Origin of the sequence: Lentzea xinjiangensis, assembly GCF_900110955.1 — a bacterium.
GTDB lineage: Bacteria > Actinomycetota > Actinomycetes > Mycobacteriales > Pseudonocardiaceae > Lentzea > Lentzea xinjiangensis.
Window position 1 is genome coordinate 38,946 of the sequence record NZ_FOFR01000024.1, and the last position, 20,676, is coordinate 59,621.

Here is a 20,676-nt window from a genome sequence, read left to right on the forward strand (position 1 = left end):
AGGCGAGCCGGAAGAGCCGAAACGGGCCGATTCGTCAGTGCTCCGGCCTAGTATGCGGAGCATGACCCGGTACGTGGACGAGGATCTGCGCGGCGCGGAGTTCCGCGAATGCGATCTGACCGGCGCACGCCTGATCGGCGTCGTCCTGCAGGACGTCGTGGTCGACGGGCTCGTCACCAACCTCGTGGTGAACGGGGTCGAGGTCACCGGGTACGTCGAGGCGGAGCTCGACCGGCGTCATCCGGTCCGGGTGCTGATCCGCTCCGAGGACCCCGCCGACCTGCGCGAGGCGGCGCGTCAGCTCCGTGCCGGCTGGGCCGCCACGATCGAGCGAATCCGCCGTGCGCCCGGCATCGAGCGCCGCAGCGTGAACGACGAGTGGTCGGCGGTGCAGACGTTGCGCCACCTGGTCTTCGTCCACGACTCGTGGTTCCGCCGCTGCTGCCTGGGGTCGGCGGAGCCGTTCACGCCGATGGGCATCGGGCCGGCGGTCGAGCCCTACCGGGGAGCGCACGGGCTCGACCTCTCGCTCGACCCGTCCCTCGACGAGGTCGTGAGCGTGCGGGACGCCCAGGCCGCCGAGCTGGAGGCCTGGCTCGACGAGGTCACCGCCGCGCAGCTCGCGGCACGGGCGCCGGTGCCCGACGACGACGTCTGGCCGCCGTACGCGAGGGGCCGCTCGGTGCGCCAGTGCCTCGGCACGGTGCTCAACGAGACCTTCGAGCACCACGGCTTCTGCGTCCGCGACCTCGACCTGGTCGAGGCGCGGGACGCCGAGCAGGGCGCTTCCGCCGACCACGGTTCGTGCACGCCGCGTCAAATTCACGCCACCTGACCGTGTGGGCACGACGACCCGATCAGACCTGCCCTGACGCGGTCCACCGTCCGATGCTGTGTTCCGGATGGATGTTCCCACTCACCAGGGAGATGTCGTGCCCCTCACCGACCTGCTCGCGGCCAAGATCAACCACGGTTTCGACCACCTCGACGTCGACGGTGACGGCCGGCTCACCGAGCAGGACCACGTCCTCATGGGCCGCCGTGCCGCGGAAGCGCTGGGCCACGCGCCCGGCTCGGCGGGGGAGCGGCGCATCCAGAACGCCTACGTCCGCATCTGGCGCGACCTGCACCAGCCGCACATCCCCGGCGGTGGTGAGGCCATCACCCGCGAGCAGTTCCTCGCCTCCACCGGGTCCCTCGCCGACGACCCGCAGGCCGCGCGCGACACCGTGGGCGCACTCGCGGAAGCCTTCCTGTCCGTGGCCGACGTCGATGCCGACGGTGGCGTGAGCCCGGCCGAGTTCCTGGTGTTCCAGCACGGGCACTTCCCCGGTCTCACGGAAGCGGAGTCGGCCGAGGCGTTCCGCCACCTCGACACCGACGGCGACGGGCACCTCTCGGCGGAAGAGTTCATCCAGGCGTGCGTGGACTTCTGGTCGAGCACCGACCCGGACGCCCCCGGCAACTGGTGGGCCGGGCGCCCGATGAGCTAGATCCAGCCGGAGCACGTCCGAGAACCTCGGGCCGCCATCCTGGGGCTATGACGGGGGATCGGGCTGCCGAGGCGGCTCGTCCCCGACCTCGCGCAGGCCCGCGGCGGTCGCCGCGATGAAGCGGTGCAGGGCCGGCCGGAAGGACGGGAACACCGCCGCGATCGCGGGCTCGCGGGCGTACAGCTCGGCCAGTGCCGCCGGCGGCCGCGTGATCGGGTGCAGCCTGCCGACGAACGCGCCGGCGGCGAAGACCACGGCCGCGCCCTGGCTCCCGGTCAGCTCCGGGCACGCGGCGACGATCCGGTCGCCGACTCGGGCGTACATGCCGATCGCCCACAGCTTGGAGGTGTGCAGCACCTCGATCGAGACGTTGTGCTCCAGCATGGTTTCCGCGTGGCTGACCAGGTCGCAGTACAGCGGCCGTTCGGCGAAGGAGTCCGCGAGCGCGGCGGCCATCCCGTCGATGCCCGACACGGCCGCCAGCCGGTCGCACACCGCGTCCGCCCACTCGGTACCGCCGCGCATGGTGAGCTGGAGGTAGATCTCCTCACGGGTGCCGAAGTAGCGCAGCACGTTCGACTTCACCAGCCCGACGGCCTTCGCGATGTCGCCGAGGCTGACCCCGGCCACGCCGGCGTCGAGGGCGAGGTCGCGAGCGGCGGCGAGAATCGCCTCCCGCCGCTGCTCCTTCTGCTCGGGCTGCCGGGCCCGACGGAACGACGCGTCCATGTGAGACGGCACCCTACCAGGCGCTCTTGTCTAAAGAACACCGTTCCTTCAGCGTGTGCCGTCTCGCCGAGGCCTTCAACGACAACGACCTCGACCGAGTCATGGGGGTTCTTCACCGACGACGCCGAGTACGAGCCGGGCGACGGCGCCCGGCACCGGGGCAAGGCCGCGATCCGCGCGGAGTTCGCGCCCCAGTTCGCCGGCAGGTACGGCGCGATGCGCTTCGACGTCCACGACAAGCTGGTCGACGAGCCGGGGCGCCGCGCGGCGATCCGGTGGGCGTGCCGGATCGACATCTCCTGGCCGCGTGGCCGCGGCGTCTCCCCGCTCCTGCGGCTGTTCGGGTTCCTGCGGTACGGCTCGCGGATGGTCTGGCAGGGGATGGACGTCTTCCACTTCGACGCCGGTGGTGCGATCACCGGCAAGTACTCGTACGCGGACTTCAAGATCCCGCCGATGAAGCGCGACCGCCAGGTGTGGGTCGCCGAACAATCCGCGTCGCAGGGAACCCCTTGCGGGAACCGGGGTTCGTTCAGGCGATCACGCCTGGGCGGGCCTGCGCGGCGAACCCGCCGCCCTGGGCGCCCGGCCTCCCCGTCGACGGTCTCATTTCGACCGCGGTGATGTGGCGGACCGGCCGGGAACAATCCGGTTCGTGGCAACGGGAACCGGCCGAAAGTACTAGGTGCCGTGGACATCGCGTCGAGAGTCCTGGTCGGATGGGGTCACCCGGATCCCTGTCGCGAAAGGACTGCCGTGCGCAGATCGACCGTCGCCGTGGTGCCCATGATCGTCACAACGCTCGTTCTCGCCGTCACGACCGTGCCGGTGAACGCCTCGACCGATCCGTTCGCGCGCTATGCCGGCCAGGAACTGTCCTGGGGCACATGCGCTTTCACCCCGGAGCCGGGGGCGTTACCGGCCCGGTGCGCGCTGATGACCGTGCCCAGGGACTGGGCGGCGCCCGATGCGGGCCGGGACATGGTGGTCTCGGTCAGCCGGGTCGCCGCGTCCGGTGAGCACTCCGGGTCGCTGCTGATCAACCCCGGCGGACCCGGTGTCCAGGGCACGTCCCTGCCCGGTGCGCTGGCCGCCGTCCAGCCCCAGCTCCACGAGAGCTACGCGCTGATCGGCATGGACCCGCGCGGCACCGGTCAGGAGGGCGGCACCGCGCCGGAGCGGCTGCCCGAGACGTGCGAGGTGCCCCTCGACCGCCTGTCGCAGCGCACCGACCTCGACGCGCGGGACCGTTCGGCCGGCAGCATCGCCGAGCACCTGAAGGCGCCACGCGCGACCGCGGAGGCGTGCCAGAGCGAGGCGCTCGCCCCGTTCCTCACGACCTGGCAGACCGCGCACGACGTGGAGCTGGTCCGGATCCTGCTCGGTGAGTCCACATTGGACTACCTGGGGTACTCCTACGGCACCTGGCTGGGCGCGAAGTACGCGTCGCTGTTCCCACGCGGCGCGGGCAAGGTGGTGCTGGACTCCAGCACGGACTTCCAGGGGCGCCTGCAGGCCGCGTTCGAGGCGTGGCCGCAGATCAACCAGCGGATGTTCGAGGGCTCGTTCCTGCCGTGGATGACGCGGCAGTTCCCGGCCGAGGTCGGTGCCACGACCGGGGAGGCCGCCGCGAACTGGGAGCGCGCCCGCCGGTTCTTCGCCGGCGCCGGTACCAGCCCCGACCTGTACGACGCGATCTTCACGGGCATGGGCTCGCCGACGCGCTGGGTGCTGGGGGCGCTGGTGTTCGTGCTGGGGGTGCGAGGCGCGAACGGCGAGGCCTCGGCAACGCTGACCGGGTCCGGCCTCGCGGCGCAGCTCGACGTCAGGTCCCGCGCGGAGTTCGGCGTGCCGCTCGAGGCGCTGACCCCGGCGGCGGTCGCGCGGGCGCTCGCCGACGACCCCGCGGACTACCGGCTCGTCCCGGCGACCCGCTACGCCGTGGCGTGCGGTGACCAGCCGACCCGGTCGGCGGCCTGGTACAAGCGGCTGTCCGACCGCCAGGGCCCGCGGTACCCGCTCTTCGGCTGGCAGTACGGCCTGAACGAACCGTGCGCGTTCTGGTCCGACGCCCCGCGCCAGGAGCTGCCGGTGCTGCCGGCGGAGGTGGCCGGCCGGGTGCTGGTCGTGCAGGGTGAGCTCGACCCGCAGACCGGGTACGAGCAGGCGAGGTCCGCGGTGCGCGCGGCGCCGGGCGTCAGCCTCGTGTCGGTGGCGGACAGCCCCTTCCACGGCCAGTACGCCTTCGAGGGCAACCCGTGCGTCGACGGCGTGGTGAACGTGTTCCTGCTGCGGAACTCGCGTCCCGGCAACGTCACCTGCCCCGGGATCCCGCTGCCGAACGAGACCGAGGTCCACCCGGTTCCCGGCCCGGTGCGGACCGCACCGGCCGCCGCGGTGACGGCCGCCCAGCCGCCGCTGCCCGCACTGCGCGAGTCGGTGCGGGCGAAGATTAGCGACGGCAACACGCCGCTCCGCTGACCGTTGCGCGGTCACGACGCTGATCGGAGAGGCCGTGCGGTGCAGACCGCACGGCCTCTCCCTCACGGGCTGACCGGCTCGGCCGCCGCCCAGGAACCGAGGGCGAACCCGTCACCCCGTCGCCGGACTTCCACCGCGCCCGCACCGGCGAAGTGCGCGGGGATGAGCAGTTCCCGTTCGTCGGCCGCGCGCTGGAGGATCCGGCGGCGGCTGGCCACCGCCTGGTCCGGCGCGAGGCAGGCGTTGCTGTTGCAGCAGGGGTGCAGGAGCTGGACCGGGCTGTGCACCAGGTCCCCGACGAAGACCGCCCGGTCGGTTCCGGACGCGAGCCGGAGTACGGAGGAACCGGGGGTGTGGCCGGGCGCGGACTCGAGGGCGAGGTGGTCGTCGATGCGGTGCGACCCGTCCCACAGCACGGCCTGCCCGGCGCGGTGGACGGGCGCGATGCTGTCCTCGTAGATCAGGCGGTCGACCTCCTGCACGCCGTTGCCGTACGCGTTGCGCGGACCGTAGTGGAAGTCGTCGGCCGCGGGGATGAGGTAGCGGGCGTTCGGGAACGCCGGTACCCATTCCCCGTCCGCGTCGACGGTGTTCCAGCCGACGTGATCGACGTGGAGGTGGGTGTTGACGACGACGTCGACGTCCCGCGGGTGCACGCCGGCTCCGGCCAGGAGACCGAGCAGGTCACTCCGGCGGTGGTGGAACGGCGGCATGCCGGGGCGCTCGCGTCCGTCGCCCACTCCTGTGTCGACGACGACGGTCCGGCCACCGCTGCGCAGCACCCACGTCTGCAACGCGAGCACCGCCCGGTCGCTGTCCGGTTCCCAGTGGTCCGGCGCCAGCCAGTCCCGGTTGTCCCTCCACACCTCGGCAGGTGCCTCCGGCACGATGCCGGAAGCGGGCGCGAACGGTGCTCGCCACTCCACGACCCTGATGACCTCGACATCCCCCAGCACCATGGTCTGCACGTGGTCGTCCTCGCTCGTCATGCCCCGACCCTAGGAACGGCCGGCCGGTCTTCTCAATGCGCGTCCGGCCCGTGGGGATACGCGTCCGTCTCACGAGCGGGCGGGCCGGATATCGTGCCGGGGTGGACGTGGTGGGCGACGCGATCTCCGCTGTGCGCCTCGGGCACCCCTCGTCCAGCCGGGTGCGGGCCGGCGGCAGGTGGTGCACGCGGCTCGACCCGTACGACGGCGCGGGTTTCCACGTCGTCCTGAGGGGCGGTTGCTGGCTGCTGCCCGACGGGGGCGCCCCGGTGCTCCTCGGCGTGGGTGACGCGGTGCTGCTGCCTCACGGCACCGGCCACGTGATCGCGGACTCCCCGCTCGACGAGGCGGTCGCGCGGGACCGGGCGGTGCCGTTCGGGCAGTGGCGCGGGGAGGCGGGAGAGCAGCCCGGCCGCGACCTGACGGAGGTGCTCTGCGGCAAGTACCGGCTCGACTGCAGCCGCATGCACCCGCTCATGAGCGAGCTGCCCGAGGTCGTCCGCGTGCGCAGCCGGGCGGGCGGCCACCACGGGCTCCGCGCCGCGATCGACCTGCTCGCCGGTGAGCTGGACGAGCGGCGGCCCGGCTCCCGCATCGCGCTCCCGAGCCTGCTCGACCTCCTCCTCGTCCACCTCATCCGCTCCTGGATGGCCGAGGCGACCGGCGGGACCTGGCCGCGGGTGCTGGGCGACCCGGTGACGGCCGCCGCACTGTGGGCGCTGCACGCCAACCCCGCCGCCCCGTGGAGCAACGACCGCCTGGCCGCGGCGGCGGGCGTCTCCCGCCCCACCCTGGCCCGCCGGTTCACCACCCTGGTCGGCCGCCCGCCGATGTCCTACCTCACGTGGTGGCGGCTGGTCCTCGCCGCCACCCACCTGCGCAGCACCTCGGCCACCCTGGCCACCGTCGCGGCACGGGTCGGCTACCGCAGTCCGTACGCGCTCTCCCACGCCTTCGAGAAGGAGTTCGGCATCACGCCGGGCAGGTACCGCGTCCAGGCCCTGGAGCGATCCGCCGGGCGGTGACCCGTCGCCGGGGACGCGGTGGGGACGTCCCGGACCCGCGGGTGATCACCGGCGCGACCGGGTCACCCTGCCGGGGGGCTGAGATCGATCTTCACCCGTTCCGGTGCGAACGTCGCCGCGACGAACCGGAGGGGGACCGGCACACTGGCACCGATCAGGTTGATCAACGTCGGATTCCACGGCACCCGAGCGGTTCCGGACCGGTGCCCTCGTCGTTCGGCCTCGTCGAGACCACCTGACCGGGCGTGCCCGCCCAGGTCGAACCGGATCACCCTGCGACGAAGATGGAGAGCACGTGCGCAGACGGCAGTTCCTCATGACCTCGGCGGTCGGGCTGACCACGACCGCCCTGCCCGTCGGGGTGGCCAGCGCCGCGGCAGCGGCCGAGGCCGGTGACGTGCGGGTCGTGCGCACCACCGTCGAGTACGCGGAAACGTTGCTGGGCACCGATGTCAGCGAACCCCGGCTGGGCTGGGTGCTCGCGGCCGGCGGCACCGGCGCGCGGCAGACCGCGTACGAGGTGGAGGTGGGCACCGCGCCCGGACGTGCCGACATGTGGCAGTCCGGTCGCGTCCCGTCGGACCGCACCACGGGAATCGCCTACGCCGGCGCGGCTCTCGCGCCCCGCACGCGCTACCACTGGCGGGTGCGGGTGTGGGACGGCGCGAACCGGCCGTCGGCGTGGAGCACGGACAGCTGGTGGGAGACCGCGCTGCTCGGCACGCCGTGGCAGGCCAGGTGGATCGGCGCGCCGGACAGGTTCATCGGCTTCGGCGGCGCTAGCTGGATCTGGTCGGACACCGCGCCGGCCGGGAGCCGGTGGTTCCGCGCTTCCCTCGACCTGCCCGCCGACGCCGAGCGCGTCCGGCTCGTCGCGACCGCGGACGACGACTTCACGTTGTACGTCAACGGATCCGAAGTGCTGCACGTGCCGGAGCAGGCCGACGCGTGGAAGGTCGGGCGGCACGCCGACGTCACGCGGCTGGCGGGCAGGCGGATCGTGCTGGCCGCACGCGCCACGAACCGGGCCGAGGGACATGCCGGGTTCCTGTTGCGACTCGTCGCGGACCTGCCCGGCGGACAGCGCGAGATCGTCACCGGGCCGGGCTGGAAGGTGGCCACCGAGGAGCAACCCGGCTGGCGGCAACCGGACTTCGACGACTCGTCGTGGACCGCGGCGACCGTGCTCCACCCCCTCGGGCAGGGCCCGTGGGGCGGGTACGTCGCGGTGGAGGAGCAGCCGGCGCCGTTGCTGCGCAGGGAGTTCGCGCTGAGCAAGCCGGTCGAGCGGGCCCGGTTGTACATCTCCGGTCTCGCCTACCACGAGACGGAGATCAACGGCCGCCGCGTCGGTGACCGGGTGCTGGATCCCGGGTTCACCGACTACGACAACACCGTCCTCTACGCGACGCACGACGTCACAGAGCTCGTGCGTCCGGGACGCAACGCGATCGGTGTGACGCTGGGCCGCGGTTTCTACGGCCTGAAGACGCCGACCACCTGGCAGTGGGAGCGGCCGCCGTGGCACGACGAGCCGAAGCTGCTGGCGCAGCTCGAGATCGACCACCCGGACGGCACGCGCACGACCCTGACGTCCGACGAGTCGTGGCGGCTGACCGACGGCCCGACGGTGTCGAACTCCCTCTACTGCGGGGAGACCTACGACGCCCGGCTCGCCCCGCGCGGCTGGACGAAACCGGGTTTCGACGACAGCGACTGGCGGGCCGCGCCCGTCCGGCCCGCCCCGAGGGGAGCGCTGAAAGCCCAGGAGCACGAACCGATCCGCGTGGTCGAGTCGGTCAAGCCGATCGCGCTCAAGTCACGCAAGCGTGGCGTGTTCGTGGCGGACATGGGGCGCACGATGGCGGGCTGGGTGCAGCTCACCGTCACCGCGCCCGCGGGCACGGTGGTGCGGCTCAAGTACGGCGAGACGCTGAACGCCGACGGCACCGTGCACGTGGAGAACGGGCTCGTCTTCAGCGGCCGCAGCCAGGTCGACGAGTACGTCTGCGCCGGCGGCACGGAGACGTGGGAGCCGAAGTTCTCCTACAAGGGCTTCCGCTACGTCGAGGTGACCGGCCTGAACTCCGCGCCGCGCCTGCTGGGCAGGGTCGTGCACTCGGACGTGCCGCGGGTGAGCAGGTTCCGCTGCTCGGAGCCGTTGTTCGAGCGCTACGACGCCGCGATGCGCCGGACCGTCGCCAACAACCTGCACGGCATCCCCACCGACACGCCCACCTACGAGAAGAACGGCTGGACCGGTGACGCCCAGGTCGGCACGCCGTCGATGCTCGCCGAGTTCGGCCTGGCCAAGTTCTTCACCAAGTGGCTCGGCGACCTCGCGGACAGCCAGGACGAAGCCGGTCGGCTGCCGGTGATCGTGCCGAGCAGCGGCTGGGGATACCTGGAACTGGAGCCCGCGCCGGAGTGGACGACGGTGTACCCGTTCGTGCTGCGCGAGATGTACCGCATCTACGGCGACGACCGGCTGCCCGCCCAGCACTGGCCGGTGCTCACCCGGTACCTGGACTGCGAGATCGGCAGGCTGCGCGACGGGCTCGCCGTCACGACGCTCGGCGACTGGCTGCCGCCGGAGTCCTTCGACGTCCCGCCGGAGGACCGGCGGCTCACCGCCACCGCCTACCTCTACCGGGCGTTGCTGCACGCCGCCGAGCTCGGTGACGTGATCGGCGCACCCGTGCAGCGGTACCGCGAGGTCGCCGCGAACCTGTTGGAGGCGTTCAACAAGACGTTCCTGGACGGCTACTACCGCACCGCCCAGGACCCGGGCTACCGACAGACGTCGAACGCGATCCCGCTGGCGTTCGGCATGGTGCCGGCCGGGTCCGTGCAGGAGGTCGCCGATCGGCTGGCCGCCGAGGTGCGGGCGAACGGCAACCACGTCAACGTCGGCTGTCTCGGCGCAAGTGTGTTGTTGCAGGCGTTGAGCGACCACGGCCACGCCGACGTCGCGCACGCCATGGCGACGGAGCGGTCGTACCCGAGCTGGGGCCACTGGTTCGAGAACGGCGCCGACACCATGTGGGAGATGTGGGACACCGGCACGCGCTCGCGCAACCACTACTTCAAGGGCACCGTCGTGCAGTGGCTGTACGAGCACGTGGCCGGGTTGCGACCGGGTGACGCGGGATACCGGACGTTCACCGTCAAACCGAACGCCACCCAGGGCGTCTCGTGGGCGCAGTTCGAGTTCGAGAGCGTGCGCGGACGCATCTCCGTGGACTGGGCCAAGGTCGACGGCGTGCTGCGCCTCACCGTCGAGGTGCCCGTGGGTTCCACGGCCGAGGTGCACCTACCGGGTTCGGGTGTGGTGACCGTGCCGCACGGACGGTGGAAGTTCAACGGCGCCACCGCCGTGCCCGTGTCCTAGAACCGCTCGACTTCCCACAAGTGTCGAACAACGTCGATTCGATCGTCTGCTCAGGAAATCGGTGCACGTGAAGGATGATCCGGCCGGGACCGCGGTGGTCCCGGCCGGATCAGCCGGACCCCGATCCGCGGCTCAGCCGCTGACGGAGGCCGAGAAGTTGTCGACCGCCAGGCCGACACCACCGTTCCACGGCTCGAACCCGGCCTGGATGCTGGTCAGGTACCAGGAGCTCGTGATCGCCCCGCGGTTGCGCACGTCGTTGATGAAGTCGAGCACGTTGAACGACCACGAGTTGATCGGTGACGGCGCGACGTAGGAGATGACGTTGTTGGAACCGTTGCTGCCGCGCCACACCTGCCAGCTGCGGCCACCGATGGTGGTCGTGCCGACGGCGCTGCCGATGGGCTGGATCGAGCCCTGGCGGTTGAACCAGATCATGATCTCCATCTGGTTCACGCCGTTGGTCTTCGGCGTGGGGTCGAGCCAGATGTCGTACGAGGCGTTGTAGGTGCCGCCCGCGTACCGGTAGTTGATCGACGAGGTGGCGCTGCGGATCCGGCTGACCTGCATCGGCAGGGTGGAGCCGGGGGAGCAGTTGGTGTAGTGGCAGCCGAGGAACACCGACGGGTACGACACCGGCGCCCCGTTGGTCGGGGCCGAGCCCTGCTGGCTGGTGATCTGGAAGCCGGAGGACGTGACGTTGATGCACTGCTGCGCCGAGGTGCCCCACCGGTTGTTCTGGACCACGTAACGGCCCTGGATGGTGGTCGACCCGTACTGGTCGCAGATGGTCACATCGGCGTGAGCCGGACCCGCTGTCGCGACGAACGTGCTCGCGACCAGCAGGCCGGCGGCGGCGACGGCACGGATGGTCCTTCGCATGATGACTCCTATGGCAGGTTCTGGGAGCGCTCCCAGAGTACCGGGGTGTCAACCGGCGGGCAGATCGCCGATGCCGGGCGTCGAACGACGAAACTCCGTTGTGCCGCAGCCGATCAAGCGCCCACCCGGTGCGGTGACGGTGCTCGGCGGCCCGCCGGGCGCTGGATGCGCACTCCGATCCCTTGGGCCACAAGGCGACATGCCGGGCGGACGGAGCCATCCGTGGTGGACGGAGCGGGTGATGACCGGTAGATGCCATGCGGTGGACGGGCGGACCGCGCGATCGTGACAATCGATCCGGTCGATTCGCTGTTCCCCGCCGGCGTCACCCACGTCGGCGCCGCCCACACCTCGCCGGGAGGAACGTGTGCCGGTCGGCAGCACCCCGAGCGTTCACCTGATCCACGTGGTGGAGGAGGAAGCCACCTGGCAGGGCCACTCGATGTCCTTCACCCTCCAACCGATCCCCGTGCGCCGGCCCGCTCGCGGCCGTGCCGAGGCGGCACTGGAATGCGCGAGGTGCGGACTGCCGGTGTGGCTGCGGATCAGGAGCGCGCGGGCCACGGTCCGGCGGCGCCGCGCATGGTTGTCCATGGCCTTGTTGTCGTGGGTGGTGGCGCCGTCCCCGCTCGTCGCCTGGGAGCTCGTGCCGCAGCTCATGTTCTCCCTGTCGAACGAGCAAACGCTTTCCGTGATCGGCGGCTCCTTGCTGCTGTTCTTCTTCGGCCTTTTCGCGCTCATCCGGTTCATGATCGAGGATGGCGTGCGCATGTCCGAGGGCGGCAGGCGGTGGCGTGCGGTGCGCGACGGGTGCCACGGGCTTCGGCGCGTCCCGCGGTAGGCGTGCGGACGATCCCGGCCACCGGCCTCCGGATCACACGCCGGCGACTGCGCCGGTCAGCCCCACGTCGACGATCTCGGCTTCATGCCGTTCGCGGGACCGGGGCGATGCCGCGCGGTCAGGACCCGCCGCGGCGCGGTGATCGTGCCGGTACCGCCGTGGCTGACGTGGGCGGTCCCGTGGCCGGGGAGGCGCAGGCCGTGGTCGCGCCACAGGCGGTGGCGGCGAAGCGCCGCCCACACGCCCCCGTTCCTCACCGGGCAAGGCACGAGCCTCGCACCCGTCGGAGCCTACGTGCGCGCCCGCGCCCTCGCCGACCACGATCACACCGAAGGCTTCGCCACCCCCTTCCCGCCACGGCCGGACATCCGGCCAGCTCGGCTCGTCCCGTCCGGGTTCGCGCCCACCAGGTGAGCCGCGTTCGCGGTTCACGCCACCGGCAACGCCGACCTGGTCGTGGCCTCCGTGACCGGTGTCCCCGGCGTGACGCCCGATCAGTCCTCCTCGGGCTCGCGCCGGGACAGCCGCACTTCCTCGATGTCGAGCTTGCGCTGCACGGTCCGCAGCACGATGTCGTCGATGGCCTGCTCGTCGCGCAGCCGCACCACGGTCGCCCTCTTGTGGGCGATCAGCTCCAGCCGCAGCGCGGTGTACTCCACCTCGGACCGCGCCACCTCCTCGTCGCCCGCCTCCTTGGCCCGCACGACCTCCAGGTGGTGCTCGTACTCGGCGCGCACGCGCTTGTAGACGACGTCGCTCACCCCGACCTTGCCGGCGAGCGCGGGCAGTGCCTCGTAGGCCTCCTCGGAGGCCGTCGTCTGGGCCAGCCGCAGCTCCTCGTCGAGCGCGGTGTCCTCCGGCAGCCGCGAGAACCGGATGACCGCCGGCAGCACGGCCGACTGCACGACCAGGGTCAGCACCACGACGCCGGACGTGATCAGGACGATCTCGTCGCGGAACGGGAAGGGCCCGCCGCCGGTCACCGCCTGCGGCACCGCCAGGGCCGCGGCCAGCGACACCGCCCCGCGGAACCCGGCGACCGAGGACACGAGCCGTTGCCGGGCGCCCATGCGCCGGAGTCGTTGCTGCGGACGGCGGTCGAGCGCCCGGATGACGTACGGCGTGGTGTAGCTCCAGAGCAGGCGGGTGCCCGTCACGGTCAACGCCACCAGCCCGATCGCGCCGAACGCGGCGAGGACCTCGGAGCCGTCCAGCGAGCGGACGGCGCTGTGGGCCTGGAGTCCGATCAGGACGAACAGGGCGCCGTTGAGGACGAACGTCGCGATGCCCCAGAACGCGTAGCTCACCTGCCGCGTGTCGGCGGGCACGATGCGCGGCCCGACCTGGGCGAGCGTCAGGCCGCACGTCACGACGGCGATCACGCCGGAGCCGTGGACCGTCTCGGCGAGCAGGAACGCGGCGAACGGCGTGAGGATGCTGACCACCGTCTCGTGCACGGGGTTGTCGAGTCGCTTGCGCACCTGCACGGCGAGCCAGGCGACGACCAGGCCGGCCACCGCGCCGCCGGCGTAGGACAGCAGCAGGCGCAGCCCCACCACGCCGGTGCTGAACTCCTGCTCGCCGATGGTGATCGAGACGGCGATCGCGTAGATGACGAGCGCCGTGCCGTCGTTGATCAGCGACTCGGCGCGCAGGATCGTGCCGGTGCGGCGGGGCAGGCCGCGTGCGATGGCGCTGACGGCGGTCGCGTCGGTGGGGGCCAGCGCGGCGCCGAGCACCCACGCCGGGCCCCAGCCGAGGCCGAGGGCGTGGGCGACGGCGGCCACCGCCGCGGCGGTGGCGAGGACGAGCAGCGTGCTGAGCAGCACGATCGGGCGCAGGTTGCTGCGGATCTCCCGCAGCGAGGTGGTGAGGCTCTCCCAGTAGAGCAGGGCCGGCAGGAAGATCAGCAGCATCGCCTCCGGGGGCAGGCTCACCGACTCCAGGGCCGGGACGAAACCGAGCACCGCGCCGAAGACGACGAGCAGGACCGGTGCGGCGACGCGCAACCGTCCGGACGCGACACTGGCCGCCAGGACGCAGACGCCCAGCACCACGACGAGTTCAAGACCGAGCATGCGCCCAAGATAGGCGGCTCACGCGCTCAGCGCGTCGTCCAGCTCGGCCAGCAGGCGCGACTTGGGGCGTGCTCCCACGATCTGCCTGATCGGCACGCCGTCGCGGAACAGCAGCATCGTCGGCAGTGACATGATCCGGTGGTCGCGAGCGGTCGCGGTGTTCTCGTCGGCGTTGATCTTCAGCACGGTGAGGTCGTCGCGCTCGCGGTCGATCTCGTCGAGCACGGGCGAGAGCAGGTGGCACGGCCCGCACCACTGCGCCCAGAACTCGACGAGCACCGTGCCGGTCCTCGTCTTCTCGCCGAAGGTGGCGTCGGTCAGCTGCACTGGAACTCCTTGGGGTCGGCCACGAGGCATGGGTCCTGGAAGGCGAGCCTGGCCAGCAGGAACTCCCGGACGGCGGTGAGCCGGTCCAGGCAGGCGTCCACCTCGGCGAGCTTGCGCCGGTAGACCTCCCGCGAGTCCGGGCACGAGTCGCCGGACTCGTGGCCCGCGCGCAGGCACGCCACGAACGGCCGGGTGTCCTCCAGCGACAGCCCGACCGCCTGCAGCGACTGGATCTCGCGCACGAGCCGCAGGTCGTGGTCGTCGTACTCGCGGTAACCGTTGGACGTGCGCTGCGCTTCCAGCAGCCCCTGGGACTCGTAGAAGCGCAGTGCGCGCGTGGTGGTGCCGGCTCGCTTGGCCAGTTCGCCGATCCTCATGCCCGGAACGCTAAACCTTGACGCGCGCGTCAAGGCAAGGTTCCCGGCCGGTGGGCGGGCTGGCGCCGGGGGATCACCTCGGACCCCGACGGTTGTTCACCACGTGGACGTCCTTGCCGGGGCGATCGTGCGCTCCCTAACGTGGGCCGCGTTCTGCAAGTGCTCTCATCGGAGCGCAGGGAAGGGAGGGCAGGAATGAGCTTCGCGTTGTTCCTGCCCTCCCGCAGGCACATCGACCAGGGGCGCGTCCGGCAGGCTCACCCCATTGTCCACAAAGGACGAACTTTCCGGCGCCCGCCCGAGAGCTGATCGAGGAGAGCGTCATGCGGTTCAGCATCACCATCGACACCGAGGACGAGAGCACCGCTCTGCGACTGCTCGGCGCGCTCGAGGACGTGGGTCTCGTGCACGCCCCCGAGGTGGTGGCCGGTGACTCGGACGTCCGGATCCTGCCGCACACGCGGCAGGTGCTGCTGCGAGGCCAACCCGTCGAGTTCACCCGGCTGGAGTTCGAGCTGCTGCTGCACCTGTGCACGCACCCCGACCGCGTGCACCGCCGCCGCGAGCTGCTGTCGGCGGTGTGGGGCATCGACGACGGCTACGGCGGCGCCCGCACGGTCGACGTGCACGTCCAGCGGGTGCGGCAGAAGCTCGCCGACGTGGCCGACGTGGTCCAGACGGTGCGCGGCGTCGGCTACCTGGTCGCCTCGAGCGGCCGGGTGCGGGTCGAGGGCACGTCGAACGTCGTGCGGCTGGCGGATCGCCGCGCCGGATGACCGGCGAGGTCCCCGGACGTCACCGAGGTCGCGGGGACGGTCGCGGCTCCGCTTGCGGACACGGCCCGGGCGCGGTGGCGGGCTTCACGCCGTCGTCCGGCGTGAAGCCCGCCACCGGTGTCCGGGAAGGGCTTGACCGTCAGGCCGTGACGCGGTGCATCGCGGTCAGCCACTCCTCCATGACCTCGGCGGTGAGGTGGGCGTCCTCCTTCACCATCGCCATGTGGTCGGTGGCCACGAGCCGGATGTCGTCGGCGGGCACGGCGACGTCCTGGTTCGTGGTGACGAGGTCCGTGCCCCGCACCTCGCGGTCGCAGCGGACGAGCAGCTTCGGCACCGTCGTGTGGATGCCGGTGTCGATGATGCGCGGGAACCAGTGCGCCATCGCGCTGAGCCGGGCGCTGTTCATGTTCACCGCGGGGGAGTCCATCGTGTTGAAGTAGTTGGTGGTGACGGACTCGAAGTCCATGCCCTCCCGGTTGTCGTAGTTGAGGCTCAGCGTGTCGAGCATGATCACGCCGTCGGCCTTGACGCCCCACGTCTCCTCGATCACCCCGGCCGCCAGGTAGGCGAGCGTGCCGCCGGAGGAGTGGCCGACGAGGACGAACGGGTCGCCGTCGCTCGCGTGCAGCACGGCTTCGGCCACCCACCGGTTGACCGCGGCGGAGTCCTTCGGCAACGGCTCCCCGGCGCCGAACCCGATCAGCGGCAGTGCGCTGACGTGCCGCTTGCCGCGCAGGTGCGCCGCGAGCCGCGCGTACATGTGCACGCCGGCCGTCGCGCCGGGAGCGCTGATGCAGATGAGCTTGGGCAGCTTCGGACCGTCGGCGAGCGTGACCGGCTCCGGCAGCTCGTCCAGCTCCGCGGGGGAGGAGAACATCGGGCGCAGGTTCGCGACGCCCTTGAGCATCTGCAGGCCCGCCGCGACGTTGCCCTTCGTGACTGCGTCCATGAACAGGCCGAACACCGTGTCCTCCGCGGCGACCTCGACGCCGTTGCCCGTGCTTCCCCCGCCGTGGAGGCTGCCGAGCTCGGTGACGAGGTGCCGGGCGAGGTTCGCCGGGGTCTTGTGGTCGAACACGACGGACCCGGCGAGCTTGAGGTTGAGCAGCTCGTTGAGCTGGTTGCGCAGCTCGACGGCGATGAGGCTGTCGAAGCCCAGCTCGAGGAAGTCCTTCTCCGGGTCGACCGCGCTCGCGTCGGGGTGGCCGAGCAGTGCCGCGCTGGTGCCGGTGACGAGGTCGCGGACCATGACCTCGCGGGCGGCCGCGTCGGCGTTGCGCAGCCGGTCCAGCACGGTGACGGCGGCCTTCTCCTGCGGCGCCTCGGTCGTGCCGCCGAACAGCTTGGAGACGGGGCCGCGCTGTGCCGCGACGTGGATCGGGACGAGCACCGGCCGGTGCTGCGCGAGTGCCGCGTCGAACAGCGCGAGACCCTGCTCGACGGCGAGCGGCGGCATGCCGGACCGGGACATCCGGTCCATCGCGGCCTGGCTCAGGCCCGCGGTCATGCCGGAGTCCTGCGCCCACGGCCCCCACGCGAGGCTCACGGTGTCAGGCCTGTTGTGCGCCAGGGCGTCGAGGTAGGAGTTGGCGGCCGCGTAGTTGCCCTGCCCCGCCGCGCCCATGACGCCCGAGACGGAGCTGTAGAGGACCAACGGTACGTCCGTGGCGTTGCGCAGATGCCAGGCCGCGTCGACCTTCGGCCTGAGGACGTTGGTGATGCTCTCCGGCGTGAGGGCGTCGATGAGCGCGTCTTCCAGCACACCGGCCGTGTGCACGATGGCCTGCAACGGCTGCTGTGCCGCCGAGAGCAACGACGTGACGTCGTCGGCCTTGGACACGTCCGCCGCGGCGATCGTGACCGTCGCGCCGTGCTCCTCGAGCTCCTCGCGGAGACCGGTCGCGCCGGGCGACTCCTCGCCGCGCCGGCTGGCGAGCAGCAGGTGCCGCACCCCGTGCCTGGTGACGAGGTGCTTGGCCAGTTCCGCGCCGAGCCCGCCGGTGCCACCGGTGATCAGGACCGTCTTGTCCGGGTCCCACGCGAACTCGTCGTCGCTGTGGGGCACCTCGTGCAGGCGCGGCACCGTCGTCCGCCCGTTGCGGACCCGGACCTGCGGCTCGTCCCAGGCGACGAGCTTCGGCAGCAGCGCCCCGGACACGTCCAGCCCGTCCGTGTCGAACAGCAGGAACCGGCCCGGGTTCTCCATCTGCGCACTGCGGACGAGCCCCCACACCGCCGCCGCGGTGAGGTCCTCGCTGTTGCCCGCGAACACGATGTGAGAGCTGTACTCGGCCGCTTCCTGCAGGATCGCGAGAACCCGCTGCGTCTGCGCGTGCGTGCTCTCCGGCGTGCCGTCGCCGCTGACGGCCACGATGAACACGTCCGGCGTCGTGCTCTTCGCCGCCTCCGCCAGCGTCTCGCCGTACCCGGTGACCGTCTGGCCGGCGCTGTAGAGCACGTGCGCGAGGTCGAACTCGTCCCCGCCGATGATGGCCCACCGCGCCGCCGCGATCGGGCTCGCCGTCACCGTGGCGTCGACCCACCGGAGCTCGTGCAGGGCGGGCTTGCTCTGCCTGGCCGGCCCGCTTGGCGCGGTGCCGCCCCTGGGCCAGTACCGCTGCGTGTCGAACGGGTAGGTGGGCAGCGCGATCTTGGCGCCCTTCCCGGTCCGCCAGCGGATGTCCGCGCCGCTGACGTAGAGGCGGGCCAGCGCGGTGACGACGGCCTTCTGCTCGGCCTTGTCCTTGCGCAGGGTGGGGATGCAGCCGTCGACCAGCGCGGACAGCACACCGGTCGGGCCGATCTCGACGAAGGTGGCGTCACCGATCCGGCCGACGTTGTCGGTGAACCGGACGGCGTCGCGGACGTGCGCGACCCAGAAGTCGGCCGTCGTCACGTCGCCGCCGGTGTGGATCGGGATGCGCGGGCGGTGGAAGGTGATCCCGGCGATGGCCTCGCGGAAGCCGGCCAGCATCGGCTCCATGAGGCGGGAGTGGAACGCGTGGCTGACCCGCAGCCGCTTGTGCTCCCAGTGGCGGGCGACGGCTTCGGCGGCCTCCTCGGGGCCGGCGACGACGACGTCGTGGGGGCCGTTGACGGCGGCGATGTCGACGTCGCCGGTCAGGTGCTCCCTGACCTGCTCCTCCGTGGCCTTCACCGCGAACATGGCGCCGGTCCGCGGCAGGGCCTGCATGAGCCGGGCGCGCTCGCTGACGAGCTTGGCGGCGTCCGCCACCGTGAGCACACCCGCGACGTGCGCGGCCGCGATCTCGCCGATGGAGTGGCCGGCGACGTGGTCGGGCTTGAAGCCGTAGCTCTCCAGCAGGCGGTAGAGGGCGACCTCCAGCGCGAACAGGGCGGGCTGGGTGTTGCCGGTCTCGTCGAGGGCGTCCTCGTCGTCGCCCCACATGACGTCCCGGACACCCAGGTGCCGGTCGACCTCGTCGAACGCGGTGCGGAAGACCTCCTCGGCCTCGTACAGCTCCCGGCCCATGCCGAGGCGCTGGGCGCCCTGGCCGCTGAAGAGGGCGGCGACGGGCTTGCGCCGGGTCTGGCCGCTCGCGATCGTGACGCCGTTGACGACGACGGCCCGGTGCTCGAAGCCCGTGGGCCTGGTGGTGAGCAGCGAGTGGCCGACGTCGGCCGGCTTGGCCCCGCCCGCGACGAGGGCGTTGACCTGCTCGATCCGGGACTGCAGGGCCTTGGCCGACTTCGCCGACACGACCAGGGGCGTCTCGTCAGCCGGGGCCGCGCCCGCGCCGAACCCGAAGGGGCACACCGCCGCGCCGTTCGGAATCGATCCCGACTGACCGGCCCCCTGGGGGGAGCGAGCCCCCACTCCCATCGTCCCAGCCGGGTCCGACAGTTGCGGGGCCTCGGTGCCGCCGTTCACTCCCGGCGATACCGGCGCCTCCTCGATGATCACGTGCGCGTTCGTGCCGGACACCCCGAAGGAGGAGATGCCGGCCCGGCGCGGCTTCTCGCCCCGCGGCCACGGCGCGGCCTCGGTCAGCAGCTCGATGTCGCCCGCGCTCCAGTCGACGTGCGAGGAGGGCTGCGAGACGTGCAGGGTCCGCGGCAGCGTCTCGTGCCGCAGCGCCATCACCATCTTGATCACGCCCGCCACGCCCGCGGCCGCCTGGGTGTGCCCGATGTTCGACTTCACCGCGCCCAGCCGCAGCGGGGACGACCGGTCGGCGCCGTAGGTCGCGAGCAGCGCCTGCGCCTCGATCGGGTCACCCAGCACGGTTCCGGTGCCGTGCGCCTCGACCGCGTCCACCTCGTTCGCGGTCAGTCCCGCCGAGGCCAGCGCGGCCGTGATCACGCGTCGCTGCGAGGGGCCGTTCGGTGCGGACAGGCCGTTGGACGCGCCATCCTGGTTGACCGCACTGCCCACCACCACGGCGAGCACGGGGTGACCGTTGCGCTGCGCGTCCGAGAGCTTCTCCACCAACAACACGCCGACGCCCTCGGACCAGCCGGTGCCATCGGCGTCGTCGGAGAAGGCCTTGCAACGGCCCGAAGCAGCCAGACCGCCCTGACGCGTGAAGCCGGCGAAGTTCGACGCCGTGGCCATGACCGTCACGCCACCCGCGACCGCCAGCGAGCACTCGCCGTTGCGCAGCGCTGCAGCGGCGAGGTGCAGACCGACCAACGATGACGAGCACGCCGTGTCGATGGTGACGGCCGGACCCTCGAAACCGAACGTGTACGAGATACGACCAGAGATGACGCTGGCGGCCGTGCCCATTCCGGCATGCCCCTCGACGTCTTCCTCCGACGCGATGAGCACGTGCCCGTAGTCCTGGCCGTTCGTGCCGATGAACACGCCCGTTTCGCTGCCACGCAACGATGACGGGTCGATGCCCGCACGTTCGATGGCCTCCCACGTCGTCTGCAGCAGCAGCCGTTGCTGTGGGTCCATCGCCAGGGCCTCGCGCGGTGAGATCCCGAAGAAACCGGGGTCGAACTCGGCCGCGTCGTACAGGAAACCGCCCTGCAGCGTCGCGCTCGTCCCGCCCGCCAGCGTGCCCAGGTCCCAGCCTCGGTCGGTCGGGAACCCGGTGATCGCGTCCCGGCCCTCGGCGACGAGGTCCCACAGGTCCTCCGGCGAGCGGACGTCGCCGGGGAAGCGGCACGCGATTCCGACGATCGCGACGGGCTCGTGGCGGCCCGACTCGACCTCCTCCAGGCGTTGACGCGTCTCGTGCAGGTCAGCCGTGACCCACTTGAGGTACTCAACGAGCTTCTCTTCGTTCGGCATCGCCGGAAACCTTCCTCGTGG

At 71.8% G+C, this 20,676-nt stretch carries 16 protein-coding genes; 8 read left to right on the forward strand and 8 right to left on the reverse strand.

All coding sequences use genetic code 11. From position 1 onward, the window contains the following. The first annotated feature begins 61 nt into the window (after positions 1-61). Positions 62-835 (forward strand): DinB family protein, encoded by a 774-nt coding sequence (locus tag BMW88_RS34825; protein WP_177221566.1) that lies wholly within the window; start codon positions 62-64, stop codon positions 833-835. Between the two features lie 97 nt (positions 836-932). Then, positions 933-1,493: an EF-hand domain-containing protein gene (locus tag BMW88_RS34830; RefSeq protein WP_218148318.1), complete on the forward strand. Its 561-nt coding sequence runs from the start codon at positions 933-935 to the stop codon at positions 1,491-1,493. A 45-nt stretch (positions 1,494-1,538) separates the two neighbouring features. On the opposite strand, the gene BMW88_RS34835 is transcribed toward BMW88_RS34830, so the two are convergent. Then, positions 1,539-2,222 carry a TetR/AcrR family transcriptional regulator gene (locus BMW88_RS34835; RefSeq protein WP_089959410.1) on the reverse strand — a complete coding sequence of 228 codons (684 nt, stop codon included), beginning with the start codon at positions 2,220-2,222 and terminating at the stop codon, positions 1,539-1,541. On the opposite strand from BMW88_RS34835, the gene BMW88_RS42965 reads away from it, so the two are divergent. Together BMW88_RS42965 and BMW88_RS34845 are read left to right on the forward strand one after the other, a co-directional pair. Continuing rightward, complete coding sequence (locus BMW88_RS42965) at positions 2,223-2,846, forward strand: YybH family protein (protein WP_483868439.1); 624 nt, start codon at positions 2,223-2,225, stop codon at positions 2,844-2,846. A 132-nt stretch (positions 2,847-2,978) separates the two neighbouring features. After that, complete coding sequence (locus BMW88_RS34845; RefSeq protein WP_245778262.1) at positions 2,979-4,703, forward strand: alpha/beta fold hydrolase; 1,725 nt, start codon at positions 2,979-2,981, stop codon at positions 4,701-4,703. A 62-nt stretch (positions 4,704-4,765) separates the two neighbouring features. On the opposite strand, the gene BMW88_RS34850 is transcribed toward BMW88_RS34845, so the two are convergent. Next, the gene (locus tag BMW88_RS34850) at positions 4,766-5,692 is read right to left on the reverse strand and encodes an MBL fold metallo-hydrolase (RefSeq protein WP_089959413.1); all 927 of its coding nucleotides are present in this window, start codon (positions 5,690-5,692) and stop codon (positions 4,766-4,768) included. Between the two features lie 101 nt (positions 5,693-5,793). On the opposite strand from BMW88_RS34850, the gene BMW88_RS34855 reads away from it, so the two are divergent. Together BMW88_RS34855 and BMW88_RS34860 are read left to right on the forward strand one after the other, a co-directional pair. Next, the gene (locus BMW88_RS34855) at positions 5,794-6,717 is read left to right on the forward strand and encodes an AraC family transcriptional regulator (protein WP_089959416.1); all 924 of its coding nucleotides are present in this window, start codon (positions 5,794-5,796) and stop codon (positions 6,715-6,717) included. A 295-nt stretch (positions 6,718-7,012) separates the two neighbouring features. After that, positions 7,013-10,108, forward strand: a complete 3,096-nt coding sequence (locus tag BMW88_RS34860; RefSeq protein ID WP_245778263.1) for a family 78 glycoside hydrolase catalytic domain — start codon at positions 7,013-7,015, stop codon at positions 10,106-10,108. Between the two features lie 132 nt (positions 10,109-10,240). Here the strand turns inward: BMW88_RS34860 and BMW88_RS34865 are convergent, their stop codons facing one another. Further along, positions 10,241-10,990, reverse strand: a complete 750-nt coding sequence (locus BMW88_RS34865; RefSeq protein ID WP_089959421.1) for a GH12 family glycosyl hydrolase domain-containing protein — start codon at positions 10,988-10,990, stop codon at positions 10,241-10,243. Positions 10,991-11,357: 367 nt separating this feature from the next. Here BMW88_RS34865 and BMW88_RS34870 point away from each other — a divergent pair, with 367 nt between their 5' ends. Beyond that, positions 11,358-11,831: a hypothetical protein gene (locus BMW88_RS34870; RefSeq protein ID WP_089959424.1), complete on the forward strand. Its 474-nt coding sequence runs from the start codon at positions 11,358-11,360 to the stop codon at positions 11,829-11,831. A 56-nt stretch (positions 11,832-11,887) separates the two neighbouring features. On the opposite strand, the gene BMW88_RS42435 is transcribed toward BMW88_RS34870, so the two are convergent. From BMW88_RS42435 to BMW88_RS34890, 4 genes are all read right to left on the reverse strand, one after another. Then, the gene (locus BMW88_RS42435; protein WP_177221567.1) at positions 11,888-12,073 is read right to left on the reverse strand and encodes a hypothetical protein; all 186 of its coding nucleotides are present in this window, start codon (positions 12,071-12,073) and stop codon (positions 11,888-11,890) included. Between the two features lie 252 nt (positions 12,074-12,325). Continuing rightward, the gene (locus BMW88_RS34880) at positions 12,326-13,909 is read right to left on the reverse strand and encodes a Na+/H+ antiporter (protein ID WP_089959428.1); all 1,584 of its coding nucleotides are present in this window, start codon (positions 13,907-13,909) and stop codon (positions 12,326-12,328) included. 18 nt (positions 13,910-13,927) lie between these two features. Further along, positions 13,928-14,236, reverse strand: a complete 309-nt coding sequence (trxA, locus tag BMW88_RS34885) for a thioredoxin (RefSeq protein WP_245778264.1) — start codon at positions 14,234-14,236, stop codon at positions 13,928-13,930. Then, entirely contained in the window at positions 14,227-14,613 is a 387-nt protein-coding gene (locus BMW88_RS34890) for a MerR family transcriptional regulator (RefSeq protein WP_089959433.1), read from the reverse strand. Before BMW88_RS34890 ends, trxA begins: the two co-directional genes overlap by 10 nt. 323 nt (positions 14,614-14,936) lie before the next feature. Between BMW88_RS34890 and BMW88_RS34895 the strand changes: the two genes are divergently transcribed. Next, positions 14,937-15,389 (forward strand): winged helix-turn-helix domain-containing protein, encoded by a 453-nt coding sequence (locus tag BMW88_RS34895; RefSeq protein WP_089959435.1) that lies wholly within the window; start codon positions 14,937-14,939, stop codon positions 15,387-15,389. 139 nt (positions 15,390-15,528) lie between these two features. Here the strand turns inward: BMW88_RS34895 and BMW88_RS44175 are convergent, their stop codons facing one another. Next, positions 15,529-20,655, reverse strand: coding sequence for an SDR family NAD(P)-dependent oxidoreductase (locus BMW88_RS44175; RefSeq protein WP_089959437.1), 5,127 nt, complete (start codon positions 20,653-20,655; stop codon positions 15,529-15,531). Positions 20,656-20,676: the final 21 nt, after the last annotated feature.

Coding starts and splice junctions, on each gene's coding strand:
- BMW88_RS34835 (WP_089959410.1), bottom strand. CDS start 2,222: ATGGACGCGTCGTTCCGTCGGGCCCGGCAGCCCGAGCAGAAGGAGCAG.
- BMW88_RS34825 (WP_177221566.1), top strand. CDS start 62: ATGACCCGGTACGTGGACGAGGATCTGCGCGGCGCGGAGTTCCGCGAA.
- BMW88_RS34895 (WP_089959435.1), top strand. CDS start 14,937: ATGCGGTTCAGCATCACCATCGACACCGAGGACGAGAGCACCGCTCTG.
- BMW88_RS34850 (WP_089959413.1), bottom strand. CDS start 5,692: ATGACGAGCGAGGACGACCACGTGCAGACCATGGTGCTGGGGGATGTC.
- BMW88_RS34890 (WP_089959433.1), bottom strand. CDS start 14,613: ATGAGGATCGGCGAACTGGCCAAGCGAGCCGGCACCACCACGCGCGCA.
- BMW88_RS34865 (WP_089959421.1), bottom strand. CDS start 10,990: ATGCGAAGGACCATCCGTGCCGTCGCCGCCGCCGGCCTGCTGGTCGCG.
- BMW88_RS44175 (WP_089959437.1), bottom strand. CDS start 20,655: ATGCCGAACGAAGAGAAGCTCGTTGAGTACCTCAAGTGGGTCACGGCT.
- BMW88_RS34880 (WP_089959428.1), bottom strand. CDS start 13,909: ATGCTCGGTCTTGAACTCGTCGTGGTGCTGGGCGTCTGCGTCCTGGCG.